The sequence below is a fragment of the Candidatus Burkholderia verschuerenii genome, assembly GCF_001189365.1.
Classification (GTDB): domain Bacteria; phylum Pseudomonadota; class Gammaproteobacteria; order Burkholderiales; family Burkholderiaceae; genus Caballeronia; species Caballeronia verschuerenii.
Window position 1 is genome coordinate 1 of record NZ_LFJJ01000117.1, and the last position, 17,144, is coordinate 17,144.

At 58.7% G+C, this 17,144-nt stretch carries 15 protein-coding genes and 6 pseudogenes; 12 read left to right on the forward strand and 9 right to left on the reverse strand.

What is annotated here, in order from left to right:
* A pseudogene (locus tag BVER_RS18540) lies at positions 1 to 185 on the forward strand (IS5/IS1182 family transposase); the annotation flags it as partial.
* A 71-nt stretch (positions 186 to 256) separates the two neighbouring features.
* Here the strand turns inward: BVER_RS18540 and BVER_RS18545 are convergent.
* The gene (locus BVER_RS18545; RefSeq protein ID WP_083452249.1) at positions 257 to 484 is read right to left on the reverse strand and encodes a hypothetical protein; all 228 of its coding nucleotides are present in this window, start codon (positions 482 to 484) and stop codon (positions 257 to 259) included.
* Positions 485 to 1,046: 562 nt separating this feature from the next.
* Here BVER_RS18545 and BVER_RS34160 point away from each other — a divergent pair.
* A pseudogene (locus BVER_RS34160) lies at positions 1,047 to 1,217 on the forward strand (4-hydroxyphenylpyruvate dioxygenase); the annotation flags it as partial.
* A gap of 5 nt (positions 1,218 to 1,222) precedes the next feature.
* Here the strand turns inward: BVER_RS34160 and BVER_RS34165 are convergent.
* From BVER_RS34165 to BVER_RS18555, 3 genes are read right to left on the reverse strand one after another with little or no spacing between them, the layout of a single operon-like run.
* On the reverse strand, positions 1,223 to 1,474 hold the full coding sequence (locus BVER_RS34165) for a cupredoxin domain-containing protein (protein ID WP_232316638.1): 252 nt from the start codon (positions 1,472 to 1,474) through the stop codon (positions 1,223 to 1,225).
* Positions 1,475 to 1,498: 24 nt separating this feature from the next.
* Entirely contained in the window at positions 1,499 to 1,621 is a 123-nt protein-coding gene (locus BVER_RS35270; protein ID WP_269750777.1) for a hypothetical protein, read from the reverse strand.
* An 8-nt stretch (positions 1,622 to 1,629) separates the two neighbouring features.
* Complete coding sequence (locus BVER_RS18555) at positions 1,630 to 2,601, reverse strand: metallophosphoesterase family protein (RefSeq protein ID WP_050454569.1); 972 nt, start codon at positions 2,599 to 2,601, stop codon at positions 1,630 to 1,632.
* Positions 2,602 to 2,913: 312 nt separating this feature from the next.
* On the opposite strand from BVER_RS18555, the gene BVER_RS18560 reads away from it, so the two are divergent.
* From BVER_RS18560 to BVER_RS18585, 6 genes and pseudogenes are all read left to right on the forward strand, one after another.
* Positions 2,914 to 3,591, forward strand: a complete 678-nt coding sequence (locus tag BVER_RS18560) for an RNA polymerase sigma factor (RefSeq protein ID WP_050454570.1) — start codon at positions 2,914 to 2,916, stop codon at positions 3,589 to 3,591.
* Positions 3,581 to 4,333 (forward strand): anti-sigma factor family protein, encoded by a 753-nt coding sequence (locus BVER_RS18565; RefSeq protein ID WP_050454560.1) that lies wholly within the window; start codon positions 3,581 to 3,583, stop codon positions 4,331 to 4,333. Before BVER_RS18560 ends, BVER_RS18565 begins: the two co-directional genes overlap by 11 nt.
* A 384-nt stretch (positions 4,334 to 4,717) precedes the next feature.
* On the forward strand, positions 4,718 to 5,932 hold the full coding sequence (locus BVER_RS18570) for an ABC transporter substrate-binding protein (RefSeq protein ID WP_050454561.1): 1,215 nt from the start codon (positions 4,718 to 4,720) through the stop codon (positions 5,930 to 5,932).
* 97 nt (positions 5,933 to 6,029) lie between these two features.
* Positions 6,030 to 6,903: pseudogene (locus tag BVER_RS18575) on the forward strand (branched-chain amino acid ABC transporter permease).
* Between the two features lie 10 nt (positions 6,904 to 6,913).
* Positions 6,914 to 8,851 (forward strand): annotated as a pseudogene (locus BVER_RS18580) (branched-chain amino acid ABC transporter ATP-binding protein/permease).
* Positions 8,852 to 8,865: 14 nt separating this feature from the next.
* A complete protein-coding gene (locus BVER_RS18585) occupies positions 8,866 to 9,603 on the forward strand; it encodes an ABC transporter ATP-binding protein (RefSeq protein ID WP_050454562.1) in 738 nt (245 codons plus the stop codon).
* An 8-nt stretch (positions 9,604 to 9,611) separates the two neighbouring features.
* Here the strand turns inward: BVER_RS18585 and BVER_RS18590 are convergent, their stop codons facing one another.
* The gene (locus tag BVER_RS18590; RefSeq protein ID WP_050454571.1) at positions 9,612 to 11,150 is read right to left on the reverse strand and encodes an amino acid permease; all 1,539 of its coding nucleotides are present in this window, start codon (positions 11,148 to 11,150) and stop codon (positions 9,612 to 9,614) included.
* 438 nt (positions 11,151 to 11,588) lie between these two features.
* On the opposite strand from BVER_RS18590, the gene BVER_RS18595 reads away from it, so the two are divergent.
* Positions 11,589 to 12,245 (forward strand): peroxiredoxin, encoded by a 657-nt coding sequence (locus tag BVER_RS18595; RefSeq protein WP_050454563.1) that lies wholly within the window; start codon positions 11,589 to 11,591, stop codon positions 12,243 to 12,245.
* Positions 12,246 to 12,308: 63 nt separating this feature from the next.
* Here the strand turns inward: BVER_RS18595 and BVER_RS18600 are convergent.
* Together BVER_RS18600 and BVER_RS18605 are read right to left on the reverse strand one after the other, a co-directional pair.
* Positions 12,309 to 12,781 (reverse strand): annotated as a pseudogene (locus tag BVER_RS18600) (ferritin-like domain-containing protein).
* A 193-nt stretch (positions 12,782 to 12,974) separates the two neighbouring features.
* Positions 12,975 to 13,685 carry a FadR/GntR family transcriptional regulator gene (locus tag BVER_RS18605; RefSeq protein WP_050454564.1) on the reverse strand — a complete coding sequence of 237 codons (711 nt, stop codon included), beginning with the start codon at positions 13,683 to 13,685 and terminating at the stop codon, positions 12,975 to 12,977.
* Positions 13,686 to 14,194: 509 nt separating this feature from the next.
* On the opposite strand from BVER_RS18605, the gene BVER_RS18610 reads away from it, so the two are divergent.
* The 3 genes from BVER_RS18610 to BVER_RS18620 all read left to right on the forward strand — a co-directional run bounded on the left by BVER_RS18610 (position 14,195) and on the right by BVER_RS18620 (position 16,046).
* Entirely contained in the window at positions 14,195 to 15,088 is an 894-nt protein-coding gene (locus BVER_RS18610) for a ketopantoate reductase family protein (protein WP_050454565.1), read from the forward strand.
* A 113-nt stretch (positions 15,089 to 15,201) separates the two neighbouring features.
* Positions 15,202 to 15,534, forward strand: coding sequence for a DUF4148 domain-containing protein (locus tag BVER_RS18615; protein WP_050454566.1), 333 nt, complete (start codon positions 15,202 to 15,204; stop codon positions 15,532 to 15,534).
* 134 nt (positions 15,535 to 15,668) lie between these two features.
* Positions 15,669 to 16,046, forward strand: a complete 378-nt coding sequence (locus tag BVER_RS18620) for a DUF427 domain-containing protein (RefSeq protein ID WP_050454567.1) — start codon at positions 15,669 to 15,671, stop codon at positions 16,044 to 16,046.
* Between the two features lie 9 nt (positions 16,047 to 16,055).
* Here the strand turns inward: BVER_RS18620 and BVER_RS18625 are convergent, their stop codons facing one another.
* Both BVER_RS18625 and BVER_RS30345 read right to left on the reverse strand, forming a co-directional pair.
* Entirely contained in the window at positions 16,056 to 16,949 is an 894-nt protein-coding gene (locus BVER_RS18625) for a LysR family transcriptional regulator ArgP (RefSeq protein WP_050454568.1), read from the reverse strand.
* 60 nt (positions 16,950 to 17,009) lie between these two features.
* Positions 17,010 to 17,144: pseudogene (locus tag BVER_RS30345) on the reverse strand (IS5/IS1182 family transposase); the annotation flags it as partial.

The window sequence follows — 17,144 nt, forward strand, 5'->3', positions numbered from 1 at the left end:
TCAAGGGGCAAACCGGCGACGCGCTGCATGCGGTGCTGTGTGCGGCCGGCTACAACCTGCGCTGGCTGCTGCGCGCGATCGTTCGTCTGGGCCTTGGCCCTATATTCTTTTTGCTGCTCGCGTGGGCGCGTTTTCAGCTCAACGTCATGCCTCAACCTCTACTCGTGCGCTGCAGACCTGGCTGAGATGTGCGTTTACGTCTGCACCAGACTGCGTCGTCGGGTCCATTCCGGCAAATTCAATTTTGCAGGCCAAACTACTGATTGATCATCTGGCCCACCGACACATTGTTGGTCACGATGTTGCTGATGTCGTAGATGTTCACGATACCGCCGCCGAAGCCTTGTTGCGAGCGCTGCTCCGACACATAGGGCGTCATCCAGCCATAGACCCACGGCGCACCGCCGCCACCGCCGATGGCGCTCATGGCCGCGCGATCGAGTTCGCGGTCGTATTCCAGATCGTTGATGGTCAGGATGCTCATGTTGTTTTCTCCAGGTTCGCTAAGCGGGATGCGAGAGCTAATGCAAGGGCCGTGCCGATCATCGGTGCATTTCTTTAGCGCGCGCTAAGTCCGCTGAATAAGCGGCGTTTAGCGCCTTCGTCGACACGTCGAAATACTTAACCCGAACACAAGAGGTTGGTTCGCCGCCGACATCCAAAGTCGGCGCGTATGCGTGTTCCCAACACATTGATCGAAGCGTCCTTAAAGCGAGAAATCGCTCTGTTTCTCAGGCGCTAAGAAATGACGCTGATTGACCAACGAATCGCCTAAAAAACTGTTGGACGAGAATTGACACAAGCCGTTTAATCACACTAAGAAAATCAAAGAATATTTAATAAAAACAATGGATTAAAGAAGCTGGCAAGAAAGCTGCAAAAGGCATCGCAACGAAGCGCCAAAAAAACACTCCGGCGCTCTCGAACCGAAAAGAAAACGGAGCGAGCCATGAACACCAGCGAATCAACGGGACTGATTGATCACGAAGCCGCGGCAGACGGCTTCGCACAGGACGACGAACCGGCAGTGGGCAGTGAACTCGTGACGCACCATTCTCGTCGACGGCGAAATTCTCGCCGATGGCACGCCGCAACTGTTTTTGCAGACCTTTCTCGAACGCGAGCCCGGCGATATGTTCTTCGAGATCGTCGAGCGGCGCGGGCATCACGGATTCGGCGAAGGCAATCTGGCGGCCATCGCCAAAGCACGCGGATAAGCGCTTTATTGCACGACGATCGTGCCCGTCATATGCGGATGCAGCGAACAGAAATACTTGTACGTGCCGGGCTTGTCGAACACATGCGAGAAACTGTCGCCGCTATCGAGCGGATCGGATTTAAAGGCTTTTCCTTCATCGGCGACGGTATGCAGCATGTCGTCGTGATTGATCCACGTCACCTTGGTGCCGACCGGCACTGTCACGCTCGGTTGGCTAAAAGCGAAATTGTCGATGCTGATGGTCGGCGCGGTCATCGCAACCATTTGCTTGACGGGCTCTTACGCGCAAGCTGTCGGAATCACGCCGATCAGGCCTTTGACGAAAAGCGCGAGCGCGGCCTGACGCAACACCTTGCCCGCGAGCGGACGCAATCTCTCGATTGAGACGAAATTCGTAATCATGGCGACACTCATGATTGCTTGACGGCGAGTGCCGTATCGACGACTGCGAGCCGCTCGCGGCCCGCCACATGCGTGACTTCGCGCAAACCCAGCATCGAACGCAGACGGTCCGCGCCCACTTTCATCGGGCCGGGGCCGGCCGGATCGCCGGGCGACGGTTGCGGAAATGCCGTCGACATCGCTGAATAAAAACGCATCTCTCCCTCCACTTTTTGCGCCACCTGATGAACGTGGCCGTTCAATACCGTCACCGAGCCGAAGCGCTTCAGTAATGCAAGCGCCTGCGCGCTGTCGTCGGTGCCCCAGCCCCATTGCGGATACAGCGCCCAGAGCGGAATGTGCGCGAACACGACGATCGGCGTGCTGCTCGAGCGGCCCTGCAAATCGCTCTTGAGCCACGCGAGCTGCGCGTCGCCGAGATAGCCGAGGCCGCCGCCTTTGAGATCGATCACGTTGGTCAGTCCGATGAAATGCACGCCGCCCTGATCGAAGCTGTACCAGTGACGATTGCTGCCCTTGCCGTATTGCTCGGAAAAGCGATCGAAGAACGGATTGCCGTCTTCGACGAGAACGTCGTGTTCGCCGGGCACGTAATGCACCGGCATCCCCGCCGCACCGATGATCTGCGTGGCCGTATCGAATTGCGCGGGCTTGGACAGATGCGTGATGTCACCCGTGTGAATCATGAAGGCAGGCTGCTTTTTCATCGAACCGATCTGATGGACCGCTTCTTCGAGCGTGCTGGTCGGTTCGGTATTCGGATCCTTATTAAAGCCGATATGGCTGTCGCTGATCTGCACGAAGCTGAAGGAACTCGTCTTGACTTCCGCCGCTTCCGCCGACGAGATCAGGCGCGACATGGGCACGCCGCCGCTTACGGTCCACAGCACGCCCGCGCCGGCCCACGCCATGCACGACAGCGCGGTGCGGCGGCTCTTGCCGCGTTCGTCCAGTTCGTCTTGCGGTTGCGCGTCTGGCATGTCGTGCAAGTCGGTTTTCATGGCAACTCCTTTGAAGCTTTGAGAAATAAGTGGCCGCCTTTAAGCATTTTTTTGCGCACACGGCGGCACGGAGCATGAGCGCGACGCTTGCGTCCACGAGTCGAAACACACGGAGCACGGCATCCGTCCATCGAACCGGCTAAAAGGGGGCAATATTCCCGATTTATTTTTTTGCGGCGACCATCGAATACGGGAATAAACCGTTTGCTAAAGGAGTATTCGAAGCAGGGTCGCGATTGCGTCATTGCGTCGTGACGCGGCTTCATTCCCTTATTCATGGAGACCGGCGCGATGTGGCAAGGCAGGTCGAAACAAGGCAAGTCGTCGAGCCAGGCCGCCGGTGCGGCCGATCCGGCGCAGGCGTTGCACGCGCGTTTCGAAGCGATCGTGGTGCCGCATCTCGACGCCGCGTATAACCTCGCGCGCTGGCTGTCCGGCAGCCCGAACGATGCCGACGATGTTGTGCATGAAGCCTATCTGCGGGCGTTTCGTTTCTTCGGCGGATTCGAGGACAAGGACGAGGGCAATGCGCGCGCATGGCTGCTGGCGATCGTGCGCAACACATGGTTCACCGAATGGCGACGACGAGTGAATCTCGCTGACGCCACGCCGTTCGATGAGGAAATCGGCGGCGACGAAGCCTTGCCGGGATGGTCCGAAGAAGGCGGCGCCGATCCCGAAACGCTGGCCGTGCGCCGCGACGAGATTCATCTGGTGCATCGCGCGCTCGAAGCGTTGCCGATTGCGTTCCGTGAGGTGCTGGTGTTACGCGAACTGGAAGATATGAGTTACAAGGAAGTGGCCGCCGTCACAGGCGTGCCGATCGGAACGGTGATGTCGAGACTGGCGCGCGCACGCAAGATGCTGGCGGGCGCGGTGCGAAGCGCGCAAGGTCAGGACAAGCCGAATGTGCGGCTCGTGCGCAAGGCGGGTCCGGGTCACGCCGAGGAGTCGGGAAATGGAAAATAACGACATCGCCTCGCTGCAGACGAGGCTTACCGATGGCTCGCTTTATCACCGCGCACCGGTGCATTTGCGTGCGCAGGTATTGACGCGGGTGCGTGAAGAAGCGCAGGCGAGAGAGCGGGCGCAGCAACGTGATCGCTTGCCGGAGCGGCGTGCATCGCGCGCTTGGGGATTTTCGCTTGGCGGTTCGGGGTCTTTTTTTGGCGGTGCTTTAGCGGGCGGGGTGTTGTCCGCGCTCGTGCTCGGCGCGGTGTTATGGCTGCAGGCGGTGCCACGCCTGACGCCATCGTCGCCAGTTGCGCAAGAGATCGTGTCGAGCCACGTGCGTGCGTTGATGTCGGACCGCGCCATCGACGTGATATCGAGCGACAAGCACACGGTCAAGCCGTGGTTCAACGGACGCATCGACTATGCGCCGCCGGTGATCGATCCGGCCGGTCCCGGCTTCGCGCTGGTTGGTGGCCGGCTCGACTACATCGATCACAAGCCGGTTGCTGTCGTGGTGTATCGCTATCTGAAGCATCCGATCGATGTCTACGTATTCCCCGAACACAAAGGTGATAAAGGGGCTCAAAGCGATGCAAAGAACGACAAGGACGTTACGCCGGTCGTTACACAATCCGATGATGGTTATTCGCTTGCCCGCTGGAATCACGACGGCATGACTTTCTGGGCGGTCACGGATGCGTCGGGCGCGGTCCTCAGGCAATTCGCCCATGCTATAGACACAGGCGCGCCGCGCTAGGGCGGTTTAAGCAGCCAACCGGTTTCAAGAGTGCGCAAGGTTGCGCGCGGTATTCCTTCGGGATGCCGCGCGTTTTTTTTATCTACGCGTATACCCGCTCTTCTAAGCCTTTCTTTTCGTGTCGATTAGATTTGGCATGCTGTCTAAAAATCGCGAAAGCATCGCTAAACGTCTGCCGTCAGCCTTTATTCCGGACCATTTGCTTTCACTCGTCGTCAGATGTGCGCTTGCGCGCGTGCGGTTCGGGTATCTCCGAATATGGTCATATCCTTACATTTTTCTAAACTCGCTTACCGCCTGTGTAATCGATAACGCGCGCAACAATCCACGCATCGCCGCACCAAGGTGGCCATTCGAATAACGATTCAAGCGACGGAGACAGACATGGGAATGCGGATCAAGCTGATCGCAGGCGCGCTTGCGTTCGGCGTTTTTTCGTATGCGTTTGCGGCTGACCCCATCAAGGTCGGCGTTGATTGGCCATTCACGGGCGGCTCGTCTTCGATGGGTGTGAGCATGCGCGACGGCGTGCGCCTCGCCACCGCCGAGATCAATAAATCGGGCGGCGTGCTCGGACGGCAGATCGTGCTGGTCGAGCGCGACGACGAAGCGAAGAACGAACGCGGCGTGCAGATCGCGCAAGAGTTGATCAACAAGGAAAAGGTCGTCGCGGTAGTCGGTTATATCAACACCGGCGTCGCGCTGGCATCGCAACGCTTTTTCCAGGAAGCGAAGATTCCCGTGTTCAACAATGTCGCGACCGGCTCCGTCGTGACCAAACAATTCGACGATCAAGCTGATAATTACGTTTTCCGCAACGCTGCCGCCGATCGCATTCAGGCGCCGATGATCGTCGAAGAAGCCGTGACCAAGCGCGGCTTTAAGAAAGTCGCGATTCTCGCCGACTCGACCAATTACGGCCAGTTGGGTCGCGAAGATCTGGAGAAGGCGTTGGCCGCTAAGGGCGTGAAGCCGGTCGCCACCGAGAAATTCAATATCAAGGACGTCGATATGACGGCCCAGTTGCTAAAGGCCAAGGAAGCCGGCGCGGAAGCGGTGCTGACTTACGGCATCGGACCCGAGCTTGCACAGATCGCAAACGGCATGGCGAAACTCGGCTGGAAAGTGCCGCTGATCGGCAGCTGGACGCTTTCGATGGCGAACTATATCGACAATGCCGGCACGAACGGCGAAGGCGCGCGCATGCCGCAGACCTTCATTCAGGATGCCAACACGCCTAAGCGCAAGGCTTTTATCGAAGCGTATCTGAAGGAATTCAAGCCTAAGAACGATCGTATCGATTCGCCGGTTTCGGCAGCGCAAGGCTATGACTCGATGTATCTGCTTGCGGCGGCGATCAAGCAGGCCGGCACCACCGACGGCCCCAAGGTGAAGGAAGCGCTGGAAAACCTCAACACCAAGGTGGAAGGCGTGGTGATGGTGTACGACAAGCCATTCACCAAAGCCGATCACGAAGCGATCAGCCCGAACGTGCCGGTGGTCGGCGAAGTCAAGGCAGGCCGCGTGGTCTACGCGTATGACGCCGACAAAAAGGGCGGCGCGACACTTCGCACGAAATCGACGACCGCCGCGAACTGACGCGGACGCCCATTCCGCATGACCTCACGAGCCGCTCTCGACAGCATGCGAGGGCGGCTTTGCTGTGCACGCTTGCTTCGTTCTCGGGTGCTCAACGATGATTCTGCTCCAGCTCATCTATAGCGGCATCGCGCTCGGCATGATTTACGCCGTGATCGCGTTCGGCTATCAACTGACCTTCGCCACATCTGGCACGCTGAATTTCGGGCAAGGCGATGCGCTCATGCTAGGCGCGCTCGTCGGCTTGACGCTTGTGTCTCTCGGCGTGAATTACTGGCTGATGATTCCGCTCGTCTGTCTGTTCGGCCTTTTCCAGGGATCGTTTGTCGAGCGCATCGGCGTGCGACCGGCGATCAAGATCAAATCGGAATTCGGCTGGATCATGTCGACCATCGCGCTCGGCATCATCTTCAAGAACATCGCGGAAAACGTTTGGGGCCGCGACGATCTGCGCTTTCCTTCGCCGTTGCCCGAAGCGCCGCTCAAGGTATTCGGCGCGAATGTCCTGCCGATGGAATTGCTTGTCGTAGGCGGTGCGCTCGTGATGATGCTCGCGGTCGAGTTCTTTAACCGCAAGACGATCTTCGGTAAAGCGGTGGTCGCGACGTCCAACGATCGCGATGCGGCCGCGCTGATGGGCATCAACACGGGCCTGGTGATCACCCTTCTCTTATGCGTTGTCGTCATTGACGGCAGCGTTTGCCGGCGTGTTGATCGCACCGCTGACGCTGACCGGCGCGACGATGGGCGCGGTGCTCGGCCTTAAAGCATTTGCTGTCGCGATCATCGGCGGTTTGTCGAGCGGCATGGGCATCATCGTCGGCGGCATGATTCTGGGCATCGCCGAAACGACGACGGGCTTTTATATTTCGACCGGCTATAAGGACGTGCCGGGCCTCGTGCTGTTGCTGATTGTGCTCGCGGTGAAACCTGCGGGGCTGTTCGGCAAGACCGCAATCAAGAAAGTATGAGGCGGCCATCATGAAAGCAAGGAACTGGATTGCGGCGCTCGTCGGATTGATTGCGCTAGCGGTATTTCCGCTCGCGTCGGGCAATCCGTATTACATCCATCTCGTCGAAACCATCATGATTTACGCGATCCTGTTGTTCGGGCTCGATATCGTGGTGGGTTACACTGGACAGGTTTCGTTGGGGCACGCCGGTTTGTTCGGCGTCGGCGCTTATACGGCGGGCGTGTTGTTTATCAAGCTGGGCTTGCCGTTCTATGTCACCGCGCCGCTTGCCATCGTCGTGACTGCGGGCTTTGGGGCGATTCTCGCGTTGCCCGCTTTGCGCGTGTCCGGTCCTTATCTCGCGATGGTCACGTTGGCGTTCGGCACGATCATCCAGATTCTCATCAACGAGATGGATTTTCTGACCAACGGTCCGATGGGCCTCAAGATTCCCAAGCCAACGATCACCGGTCACAGGCTCGATGAAGTGCAGTATTACTGGCTCGTTGCAGCGCTTCTGGTCGTGTCCTTGATCGTCGTGCATCGCGTGTTGAAATCGCATCTCGGGCGCGCATTCGAAGCGTTGCGCGATAGTCCGATCGCGTCGGATTGCATGGGCGTATCGGTGTATCGCTACAAGGTTTATGCGTTCGTGATCAGCGCGGGTTTCGCGGGCCTCGCGGGATGTCTTTATTCGTATTCCGAGCAATACATCTCGCCCAACACGTACAACTTCGAACTGACGATTCTATTTTTCTTGCGATCATCATGGGCGGGCGCAAGACGCGCACGGCTGCGCTTATCGGCTCGACGGTCATCGTGTTGCTGCCCAAGCTGCTCGACGATATCGCAAACTTCAGACTCGTGGCGACGGCGCTTGCCGTCGTCGTGGTCACCGGGGCTGCGCTCGCCTTGATGCGCAAGACCACGACCTTGCAACGCGTCGCGATTCCGGTTATCGGCACGGCAGGGCTTGCTGCTTTCTCGTTCTGGATCGAAGCGCTGACGGACTGGCGTCTGACCATCTTCGGTTTGATGATCCTGCTTGTCGTGTATTACTTGCAGGACGGTATCGTCGGTTTCGTGCGCAAGACCTTGAATTTGGGCCGCGTGTGCGTGACGAAGGTGAACACGGAAGAACTCGCGAGCCATACGCGTCAGGACGATGCAGTCGCCGCCGCCGTCAACGAAGACGCGGGCACGATCCTCGACGTGCGCAATGTGCTCATGCAATTCAGCGGCCTCAAGGCGCTCAACGACGTGAATCTGACCGTCAAGCGCGGCACTATTCACGGCTTGATCGGCCCGAACGGCTCGGGAAAAAGCACGATGATGAATGTGCTGACGGGCATCTACGTGCCGACGTCGGGTGCAATCGAGTATGAAGGCCAATCGCTTAGCGGGCGCACGTCGTCGAAGATCGCGTTGTCGGGTATCGCGCGGACGTTTCAGAACGTGCAGCTCTTCGGCGAGATGACGGCGCTTGAAAATGTTCTGGTCGGCTTGCATCACACCTTCAAGTCGAACTTCGCGGATGTTGGCGCCATGACCGGGCGTTATCGACGCGAAGAACTCGCTGCACGCGAACGTGCCTATAACATGCTGCGCTTCGTCGGGCTCGAAAATTCGGCCGCCGAGGAAGCGCGCAATCTTCCTTATGGGAAGCAACGTCTGCTCGAAATCGCGCGGGCGCTCGCGCTCGATCCTCAATTGCTTCTGCTTGACGAACCTGCGGCGGGACTCACCGCGCCCGATATTCGCGAACTCGTTGCGATCATTCGCAAGGTGCGGCATCACGGTGGTGTTGATCGAGCATCATATGGACGTCGTGATGAGCGTATGCGATACGGTATCGGTGCTCGACTTCGGACAGAAGATCGCAGAAGGGAAGCCCGCGGATATTCAGGCTAACGAGAAAGTCATCGAGGCTTATCTGGGCGGTCAGGCCGCGCAAGCAGCGGCTTAACGGGGGATGCGCTGATGCTGTCGATCAATAATCTGCATGCGGGCTACTATGGCAAGGTTAAAGTGCTGCACGGCATTTCCTTGCATGTGCCAAAAGCTAAAGTCGTCACGCTGATCGGTTCGAACGGCGCGGGCAAGACCACGACCATGCGCGCCATTTCCGGCATGATCAAGCCGACCGACGGCGAAATTACGATGGGCGAGGGTAACGCCGCAAAGCGCATCGACGCGATGGATTCGCATAAGATCGCGCGTCTCGGCCTTGCGCATTCTCCCGAAGGCCGACGCGTGTTCGCGACGATGTCGGTAACGGATAATTTATTGCTTGGCGCCTTTCCGCGTTTGACGTGGGCGCGTCCTAAAGGCGATATCGCCGCAGATCTGGAGCGCGCAATCGAGTTATTTCCGCGCTTGAAAGAGCGCCGCAATCAGCTTGCCGGAACGCTTTCGGGCGGCGAGCAGCAAATGCTCGCCATGGCACGCGCCATCATGCTCAATCCCGATCTGGTGCTGCTGGACGAACCATCGATGGGACTCGCGCCCATTCTCGTCGATGAAGTGTTCCGCATCATCGAACGATTAAAGAACGAGGGCGTAACGATGCTGCTGGTCGAACAATTCGCGGCAGCCGCGCTTAACGTAGCCGACTATGGTTACGTGCTCGAGAACGGCCGTGTAGCGATACACGGCCCGGCCGAACAGTTGAAGAACGATCCATCGGTCAAGGCGGCTTATCTCGGCGCCAGTCACTGACGCGTGTTTCAGCCTCGCGCGGTCTGTCCCGACGAGCCTGCTTGCCGATCGCGCAGCTTGCTATGGCGAATGCCGTACGCGAAGTAGATCACGATACCGATCGCCATCCACACGATAAGACGGATCCACGTATCGGCAGGCAGCCCGGTCATGAGAAAGATCGACGAGATCGCGCCGAGCGGTCCGACGATGAACACCGCCGGCGTCTTGAATGCACGCTTCAACTCCGGTTGCGTGACACGCAGCACGACCACACCGACCGACACCACCGCGAACGCGAACAGCGTGCCAATACTCACCAATTCGCCGACGAGACCGATCGGCAGAAGACCGGCGAGAATCATCACGACGACGCCGGTAAAGAGCGTGGTGATATGCGGCGTATGAAAGCGCGGATGAATCTTGGATGCGAACGGCGGCAGCAAGCCGTCTCTCGACATCGAATAGAAAATGCGCGGCTGGCTAAGCAGCAGCACGAGAATCACGGACGTCAGGCCGAAGATCGCGCCGAGCTTGACGATAGGCGAGAGCCAGCGCATGCCGATGGCGTCCACGCCGACCGCGATCGGGTCTGCAACATTCAGCTTGTCGTAAGGCACGATGCCTGTCAGCACATACGACACGAGCACATAAAGAATCGTGCAGATAATCAGCGAACCGAGCAGACCGATCGGCATATCGCGCTTGGGATTACGCGTTTCCTGTGCGACGCATGACACGGAATCGAAGCCTATGTAAGCGAAGAACACGACCGCCGCGCCTCGCAAAATTCCACTCATGCCGAACACGCCGAACACGCCGAACACGCCGAACACGCCGGACTCGCCGGTATTGGGCGGAATAAATGCGCCGCTCGGGTTTTTAGCGGTGACCCAATGGCTCGTGTCCACATAAGCGATACCGGCGACGATAAACGCCAGCACGATAAACACCTTGATGATCACGATAAAGCTGTTCACGCGTGCCGACTCGCGAATGCCCAGCACTAGCAAGAGCGTGATGAGACCGACGATCAACATCGCCGGTACGTTGAGAATGCCGCCTGCGTGACTCCAGCCATTAGCGGGATCGTAAGCAAGCGGCGATTGCGCCAGCGCCGCCGGGATATCGATGTGGATGGAGTGCAGGAAGCTCACCACGTACCCCGACCAGCCGATCGCAACCGTCGTCGCGCCAACTGCATATTCGAGGATCAAATCCCAGCCTATGAGCCACGCGATAAGTTCGCCCATCGTCGCGTACGCATACGTGTAAGCGCTGCCTGAGACGGGCACGGTCGACGCCATTTCGGCGTAACACAAACCCGCGAGCGCGCACACGATTGCGCCGAGCACGAAAGAAATAGTGATGGCAGGGCCTGCATTCGATGCCGCTGCATGGCCGGTCAGCACAAATATCCCCGCGCCGATGATGCAGCCGATACCGAGCATCACCACGTCGAGCGCGGTGAGCGAGCGCTTTAGCGCACTGCCGCCATCGTGTTCCTTGAGGCTGTCTTCGGTTTGCGTCGCTTCTTCCTGCAATGCAGCGACGGTCTTTCTTTGCATGACGGCCACGATCGCCTCCTGTTCGACGCCAGCCGTGTCGCGCCGTTGCGCGTCGAGGGCCACCGTCCGTTCGAGTGCGGGATGTTTCGCGCAATTGCCGCTTCACGCCTGCACATGGGGTTGGAAGTCAGTCCGTATCGTAATAGCGGAAATCCTGAACAACGATACGCTGAGCACAAGCAAAAAACTCGACTGTCGGCGCGCAAACGTTCGTTCACGGCTTGCGCTCATCAGCAAGAAACGTGCCGCGACCCTAAAAAAACGCAGTGAAATGCGACGATTAGCAGGGTGAAAGCCACGCGCGCATTGCGGACATGGCCCGCTTCGGCGTGCGGATCGCGCGTCCGCTTTATAATCGCTCTATTGATTTGTTCAACCGGAATCCGTTCGCTATATGACAGAACGTTCTCCGTTTATTACTTCACGTGGAGATTAGATATGTCGATTCGCATTGATGATGAAGCTCCCGATTTCACGGCAGAAACGACCGAAGGCACCATCCGTTTTCATGAATGGATCGGTGACAAGTGGGCGATTCTCTTTTCTCATCCGAAGGACTTCACGCCTGTCTGCACCACCGAACTCGGCTACATGGCCAAGCTCAAGCCCGAGTTCGACAAGCGCAATACGAAAGTCATCGGCCTGTCGATCGATCCTGTCACGAATCACGCGCAGTGGGCCAAGGATATCGAGGAAACGCAAGGCTCCGCCGTCAATTATCCGATGATCGGCGATTCGGATCTGAATGTCGCGAAGCTCTACGACATGATCCATCCGAACGCGAGCGGCGGCGGCCCGCGTACCGCTAACGATAATGCGACCATTCGCGCCGTGTTTCTGATCGGCCCGGACAAGAAGATCAAGGCGACCTTCACGTATCCGATGAGCGCCGGCCGTAACTTCGACGAAGTGCTGCGTCTGCTCGATGCACTTCAACTCAACGCCAAGCATACGGTCGCCACGCCGGTGAACTGGAAGCCGGGCGAGGACGTCATCATTCCGACTTCGGTTTCCGACGAAGACGCGAAGAAGAAGTATCCGGAAGGCTTCAAGACGCTCAAGCCGTATCTGCGCACGGTTTCGCAACCGAAGTAAGCTTCGGATTCAATCGATGCATCGGAGCGCTGACTATTTGCTTAGTCAGCGCTTTTTATTCGCTCAACTATGGCCCGTGCGCCGCTCGGGCGACGTCTCCACTTCGCCGGGACGACGCAGCATCTTGTCGACTTCGCCAGCATGCAGCTCTTCGGTCTGGATCATCTGACGCGCATATTCTTCCAGCGCCACAGAGCGATCTTCCACGAGCGACAGCAACGCGCGATAGTGGTCCAGCGCGACGTTTTCCGCCTGAAGCGATTCACGCAGAATGGTCGCGATATCGAACGTGTGATTGTCGAGCAAAGGCCCGATTTCGAGCGACAGATACGCGCCGAGCGTGGTGATCCATTCGCCGGCCTGGTGCGCATGTTGCAGGGATTCGTCGGCCTGCGCGCGTAGCCAGGAAACGATGGGAATGCGGCCGAAGCCGAAGACGAGAAACGAATAGTGCGTGTAGCGCCGACGCCCGCAAGCTCGGATTCGAGAATCCGGTTGAGCACGTCGACGACTTTTTCCTTATCGAGCTCTGCCATTGCTGCCTCCGTTTGTCCGATGCCAAGCGCTCCGTGGAACGGATGGCGGATGACTCATCGCGTGATGGGGCCTCGCTTGTGACTCATTCATTGTAGTCACGCAGCGAGGCCGGCGCGGCGAATCCATCGTGCGCGTGGGGCGCGCACGATGCGGACCTGTGAAGGCCTCGACGAAGAACGCGGAGAGCGGCGGTTAGATCGCCTCTTCCATCCAGATCGACTGGCTGCGCGTCAGGAGTTGCGTCATGGCGGCGCGTGCGCCGTCTCCATCCGCTGTTTCGATCGCGCGAACCACGCGGCCGTAATCGCCGATTTCGGCATTGCTGGCGCGCGGCATCGCTTGCGGTTGTGCGCGCATCGTCGACTTCATCGTGCGGATACCGACGCGCACGACGCTGCCCATCTGACGCAACAGTTCGTCGCCGCTGGCATCGACGATAGCGGCTTGCAACGCTTCTTCAGCGGTCGATTGCAATGCTTCGGAAGGGCTCGCATGCACGAGACGCTGAAACGCCGCATTGATGGCAATACGCTGATGACGATTGGCGCGCGTGGCGGCAAGGGCCGCGGCGGGCGGATCGACGAGCACGCGGAATTCGAGCAGACGCGCGATGCAGTCCTGATCGGGCAATGCACGCAGACGCCACTCGGCGACTTCCGGGTCCATGATCAGCCACTCGCGCGCGGGCTTGATACGCGTGCCCGTCTTGGGACGAACATCGAGCATGCGGCGCGAGATCAGCACACTGAGCGCTTCCCGCATGATGGTGCGGCTGACACCGTGCTTCTTAGAAAGAATCACTTGCGGCGGCAAAACGTTGTCCTGATACTCCCCGCTGACGATGCTCGCGACAAGTTCGTTGACTACGCGCTTGACGAGCGATGTTTCATATCCATGGTTCATTGTTGTTCTCGTGAAAACGCCCACGCATCGGCTTGATTCCGTTCGTCATGACGACGGCTTGCCGCTTATTGATTACGGTCCGCGCTGCGCGCGCACGTCCGGATTAAGGAAGTGAGCGACGTGCCGCCCCTGTTCGGCACGCGGTAATGTGTCTCCCGTTCTCCTTTATTCCGACGCGGATTGGAGTGTTGTTTTAGGCTGCATGGCAGTCGATTTTCTTCTCTGGACGACAGGATCGATCCGCTGGGATGAAGCGTATCGTTCGGGGCATCCTTTCACAATATGGTTCAAAGGCAAATCATCGGACTATCGTGCGTCCGCCCACAAAGCATGGCGGGCAAGAGCGGCACGATGGCGGCGCAAGCGTTTGCGGCTGCATCGGCGCGTTTTGATCGGTTAGGGTGAAACGGCAATGCGAGGCTTAAATCGTGGTGTTTTCGCCATGTGTTACCGTTCCTATCCAAAGCCTTTTGGACGACCGTCGGGCAAATCAACAGGAGAGGAGAAAGATGAAAGTTGCCGTCATGGGCGCAGGCGCAGTGGGCTGTTATTACGGCGGCATGCTTGCGCGCGCGGGTCACGAAGTCGTGCTGATCGCGCGAGCGCAGCATGTCGAGGCAATCGAACGCGACGGCTTGCGGCTCGATACGCAAACGTTCGATGAACAAGTACGCTTGAGCGCCAGCACCGAGGCAAGCGCGGTACACGGCGCCAAGCTGATCCTCGTTTGCGTCAAGTCGACCGATACCGATAGCGCGGCTCAAGCCATCGCGCCGTATTTGGCTGCGGACACGCTTGTGCTGTCGCTGCAAAACGGTGTCGAGAACGCCGTGCGTCTGCGCGAGTTGCTGCCTCAGGAAGTGGCTGCGGCCGTGGTCTATGTCGCATCGGAAATGGCGGGTCCGGGGCATATCCGGCATCACGGACGCGGCGAACTGGTGATCGAGCCGTCGAGCGCCAGCGAAGAAATCGCCAAGACATTGCGCGACGCAGGTGTGCCCACGGAGATCTCCGACAATGTGCGCGGCGCGCTATGGTCGAAGCTCGTGTTGAATTGCGCGTATAACGCGCTATCCGCGCTGTCGCAAATGCCTTACGGGAAACTCGTTCAAGGCGAGGGTGTCACGCACGCCATGCGCGATGTCGTCGACGAATGCATGGCGGTCGCCAAAGCCGAAGGCGTGACGATGCCGGGCGATGTGGACGCGGCCGTACGACGTATTGCCGAAACGATGCCCAACCAGTTTTCATCGACGGCGCAGGATATGGCGCGCGGCAAACGCAGCGAAATCGATCATTTGAACGGATTGATCGTGCGGCGCGGCGAAGCGCTGGGTGTGCCGACGCCGGCTAATCGAATGCTGCATGTGCTAGTTAAGTTGGTCGAAAGCAGGACAAACTAAACGATGCGGTGGGACGCTTAAATACGACGAGCCGGGCACGCGCGATGCTCTGAACTAAGCGGGCGCAGAAATTAATGCGCTACCCGATTAACAGAGTATTCCGGAGGTTCACCATGAAATCGATCGTCAAGGCTGTCGCCGCTGCCGCCGTGCTGGTGGCGCCGGCTCTTACATTTGCTCAATCGGATTCGGGCGCCACGCGCGCCCAGGTCCAGCAGGATCTGTGTCAAGTCGAAGCGGCGGGCTATAACCCGGGCGTGGACGACAACACGACATATCCGCAAGACGCGCAAGCAGCGGAACATCGCGTATGGCGCCAAAATGGTGCATCGCAAGGCGATGAGGCATCCTACGGTGGCGCTGCTAACGGCACATCGGCGTCGGGTATGCGCATGATGCAGCCGCTGCAAAACGACGGCACCAAGCCGACTTATTTCGGTCATTGATCGACCGATTATTAAGCGTTCCCAGCGCGACGTCCTTAGCGGGCGTCGCGCTTTTATTTCTTGAGGCCGTGGTTTGTGCACGTCGCTTTGAACGGCGCTAAGATCGATCGTCGATTCTTCCAAGGAAGACGTTCATGGAACGCACCGTCAAAATTCCCGGCCCCGATCATCCGATTACGGTCGGTCGCAGTGCATCGCGCATCGTGGTGAAAGTGGGCGGGCGCGTTATCGCCGATTCGCGCGAAGTGCTCGCTTTGCGCGAGGCGTCTTATCCGGAAGTGCTTTATGTGCCGCGCAAAGACGTGGACATGTCGCAGCTTGAGCGCACGACGCACGCTACCTATTGTCCTTACAAGGGTGAATGCAGCTATTACAGCATCCTTGCCGGTGGCGAAAAGTCGGTGAATGCGGTGTGGACATATGAGCACCCGTACAACGCCGTCGCCGATATCAAGTCATATCTCGCGTTTTATCCGGACCGCGTGGATGCCGTGGAAATCAGCGCGGCCTGAAGCCTTCGTTCAATCCAGATACGACTTCGCGCGCTGCTTCAGCAAGGCGCTGAAGTCGTCCAGCCAGCCAAGCGACACGCGCCAGCTTTGCCAGTAGAGATCGACGTCGAGTCGAACATTAGGCGATACATCCACGAGCTCGCCGCTTGCGAGTTGGCGCGCAATGAGTCGTTGCGGGCACATGCCCCATGCGAGTCCCGACGTACAGGCGCGCAGGAAGCCTTCGCCATGCGGCACGACGTGCGCAGGCGGATCGATGTCCGCGCGCGTGACACGGCGCAGAAAGCGTTTCTGCAACTCATCCTTCTCGTTGAAATTGACGCATGGCGCGCGTCTTAGCGCGTCCCGCGTGAGGCCATCGCCGAAGTATCGCGCAAAATATTCGGGTGAGCAGACCGCCCGATAACGCATGCGTCCGAGCTTCGACACGCGCCAGCCGGAAACCGCTTCCGCTTGTGTGGTCACCGCGCCCTGCACGTCGCCTTCGCGGATCCGCTGCGCGGTATGGTCCTGATCATCGACGACGAGATCGAACAGCAGGCCTCGTTCGATACAGAATTCCGCCGCAGCGTCGATGAACCACGTGCTCATGCTGTCGTCGTTGACGGCGAGGCGCAACTTGGCGCGCGACTCGCTCGGCGTGCCCGACAATGTCGGCATGCGGCCGCCGAGTTCTGCTTCGAGCAACTGCACGCGTTCGGTATGACGGCACAGCAGCGCGCCGGACGACGTCGCCTCGCACGGCTGACCGCGCTTGACCAGCAGGCTGCCCACGCGCTCTTCGAGCAATTTCACGCGTTGCGATACCGCCGAAGGCGTGACGTTCAAGGCGCGTGCGGCGCGCTCGAACGAGCCCGTTCGAACCACGGCGAGCAAGGCGTCGAGGAGGGCGTAGTCCAGCATTAGCGTTCCTTAATCTGGATTAGAAAGATTAGCTTTATAAATTCATTCTGCGTTGGCAGACTAGGTCATGTTTACATTTAAGAGCGGCCCGAAGGCAGACACGATGGAGACAAAGGTGAGGTAGCTGTGGGCGAGTTTGTCATATCGAGTGGCGACGCGACGAAAATGCTTGATACGCTTAAAGAAGCGTTCAAC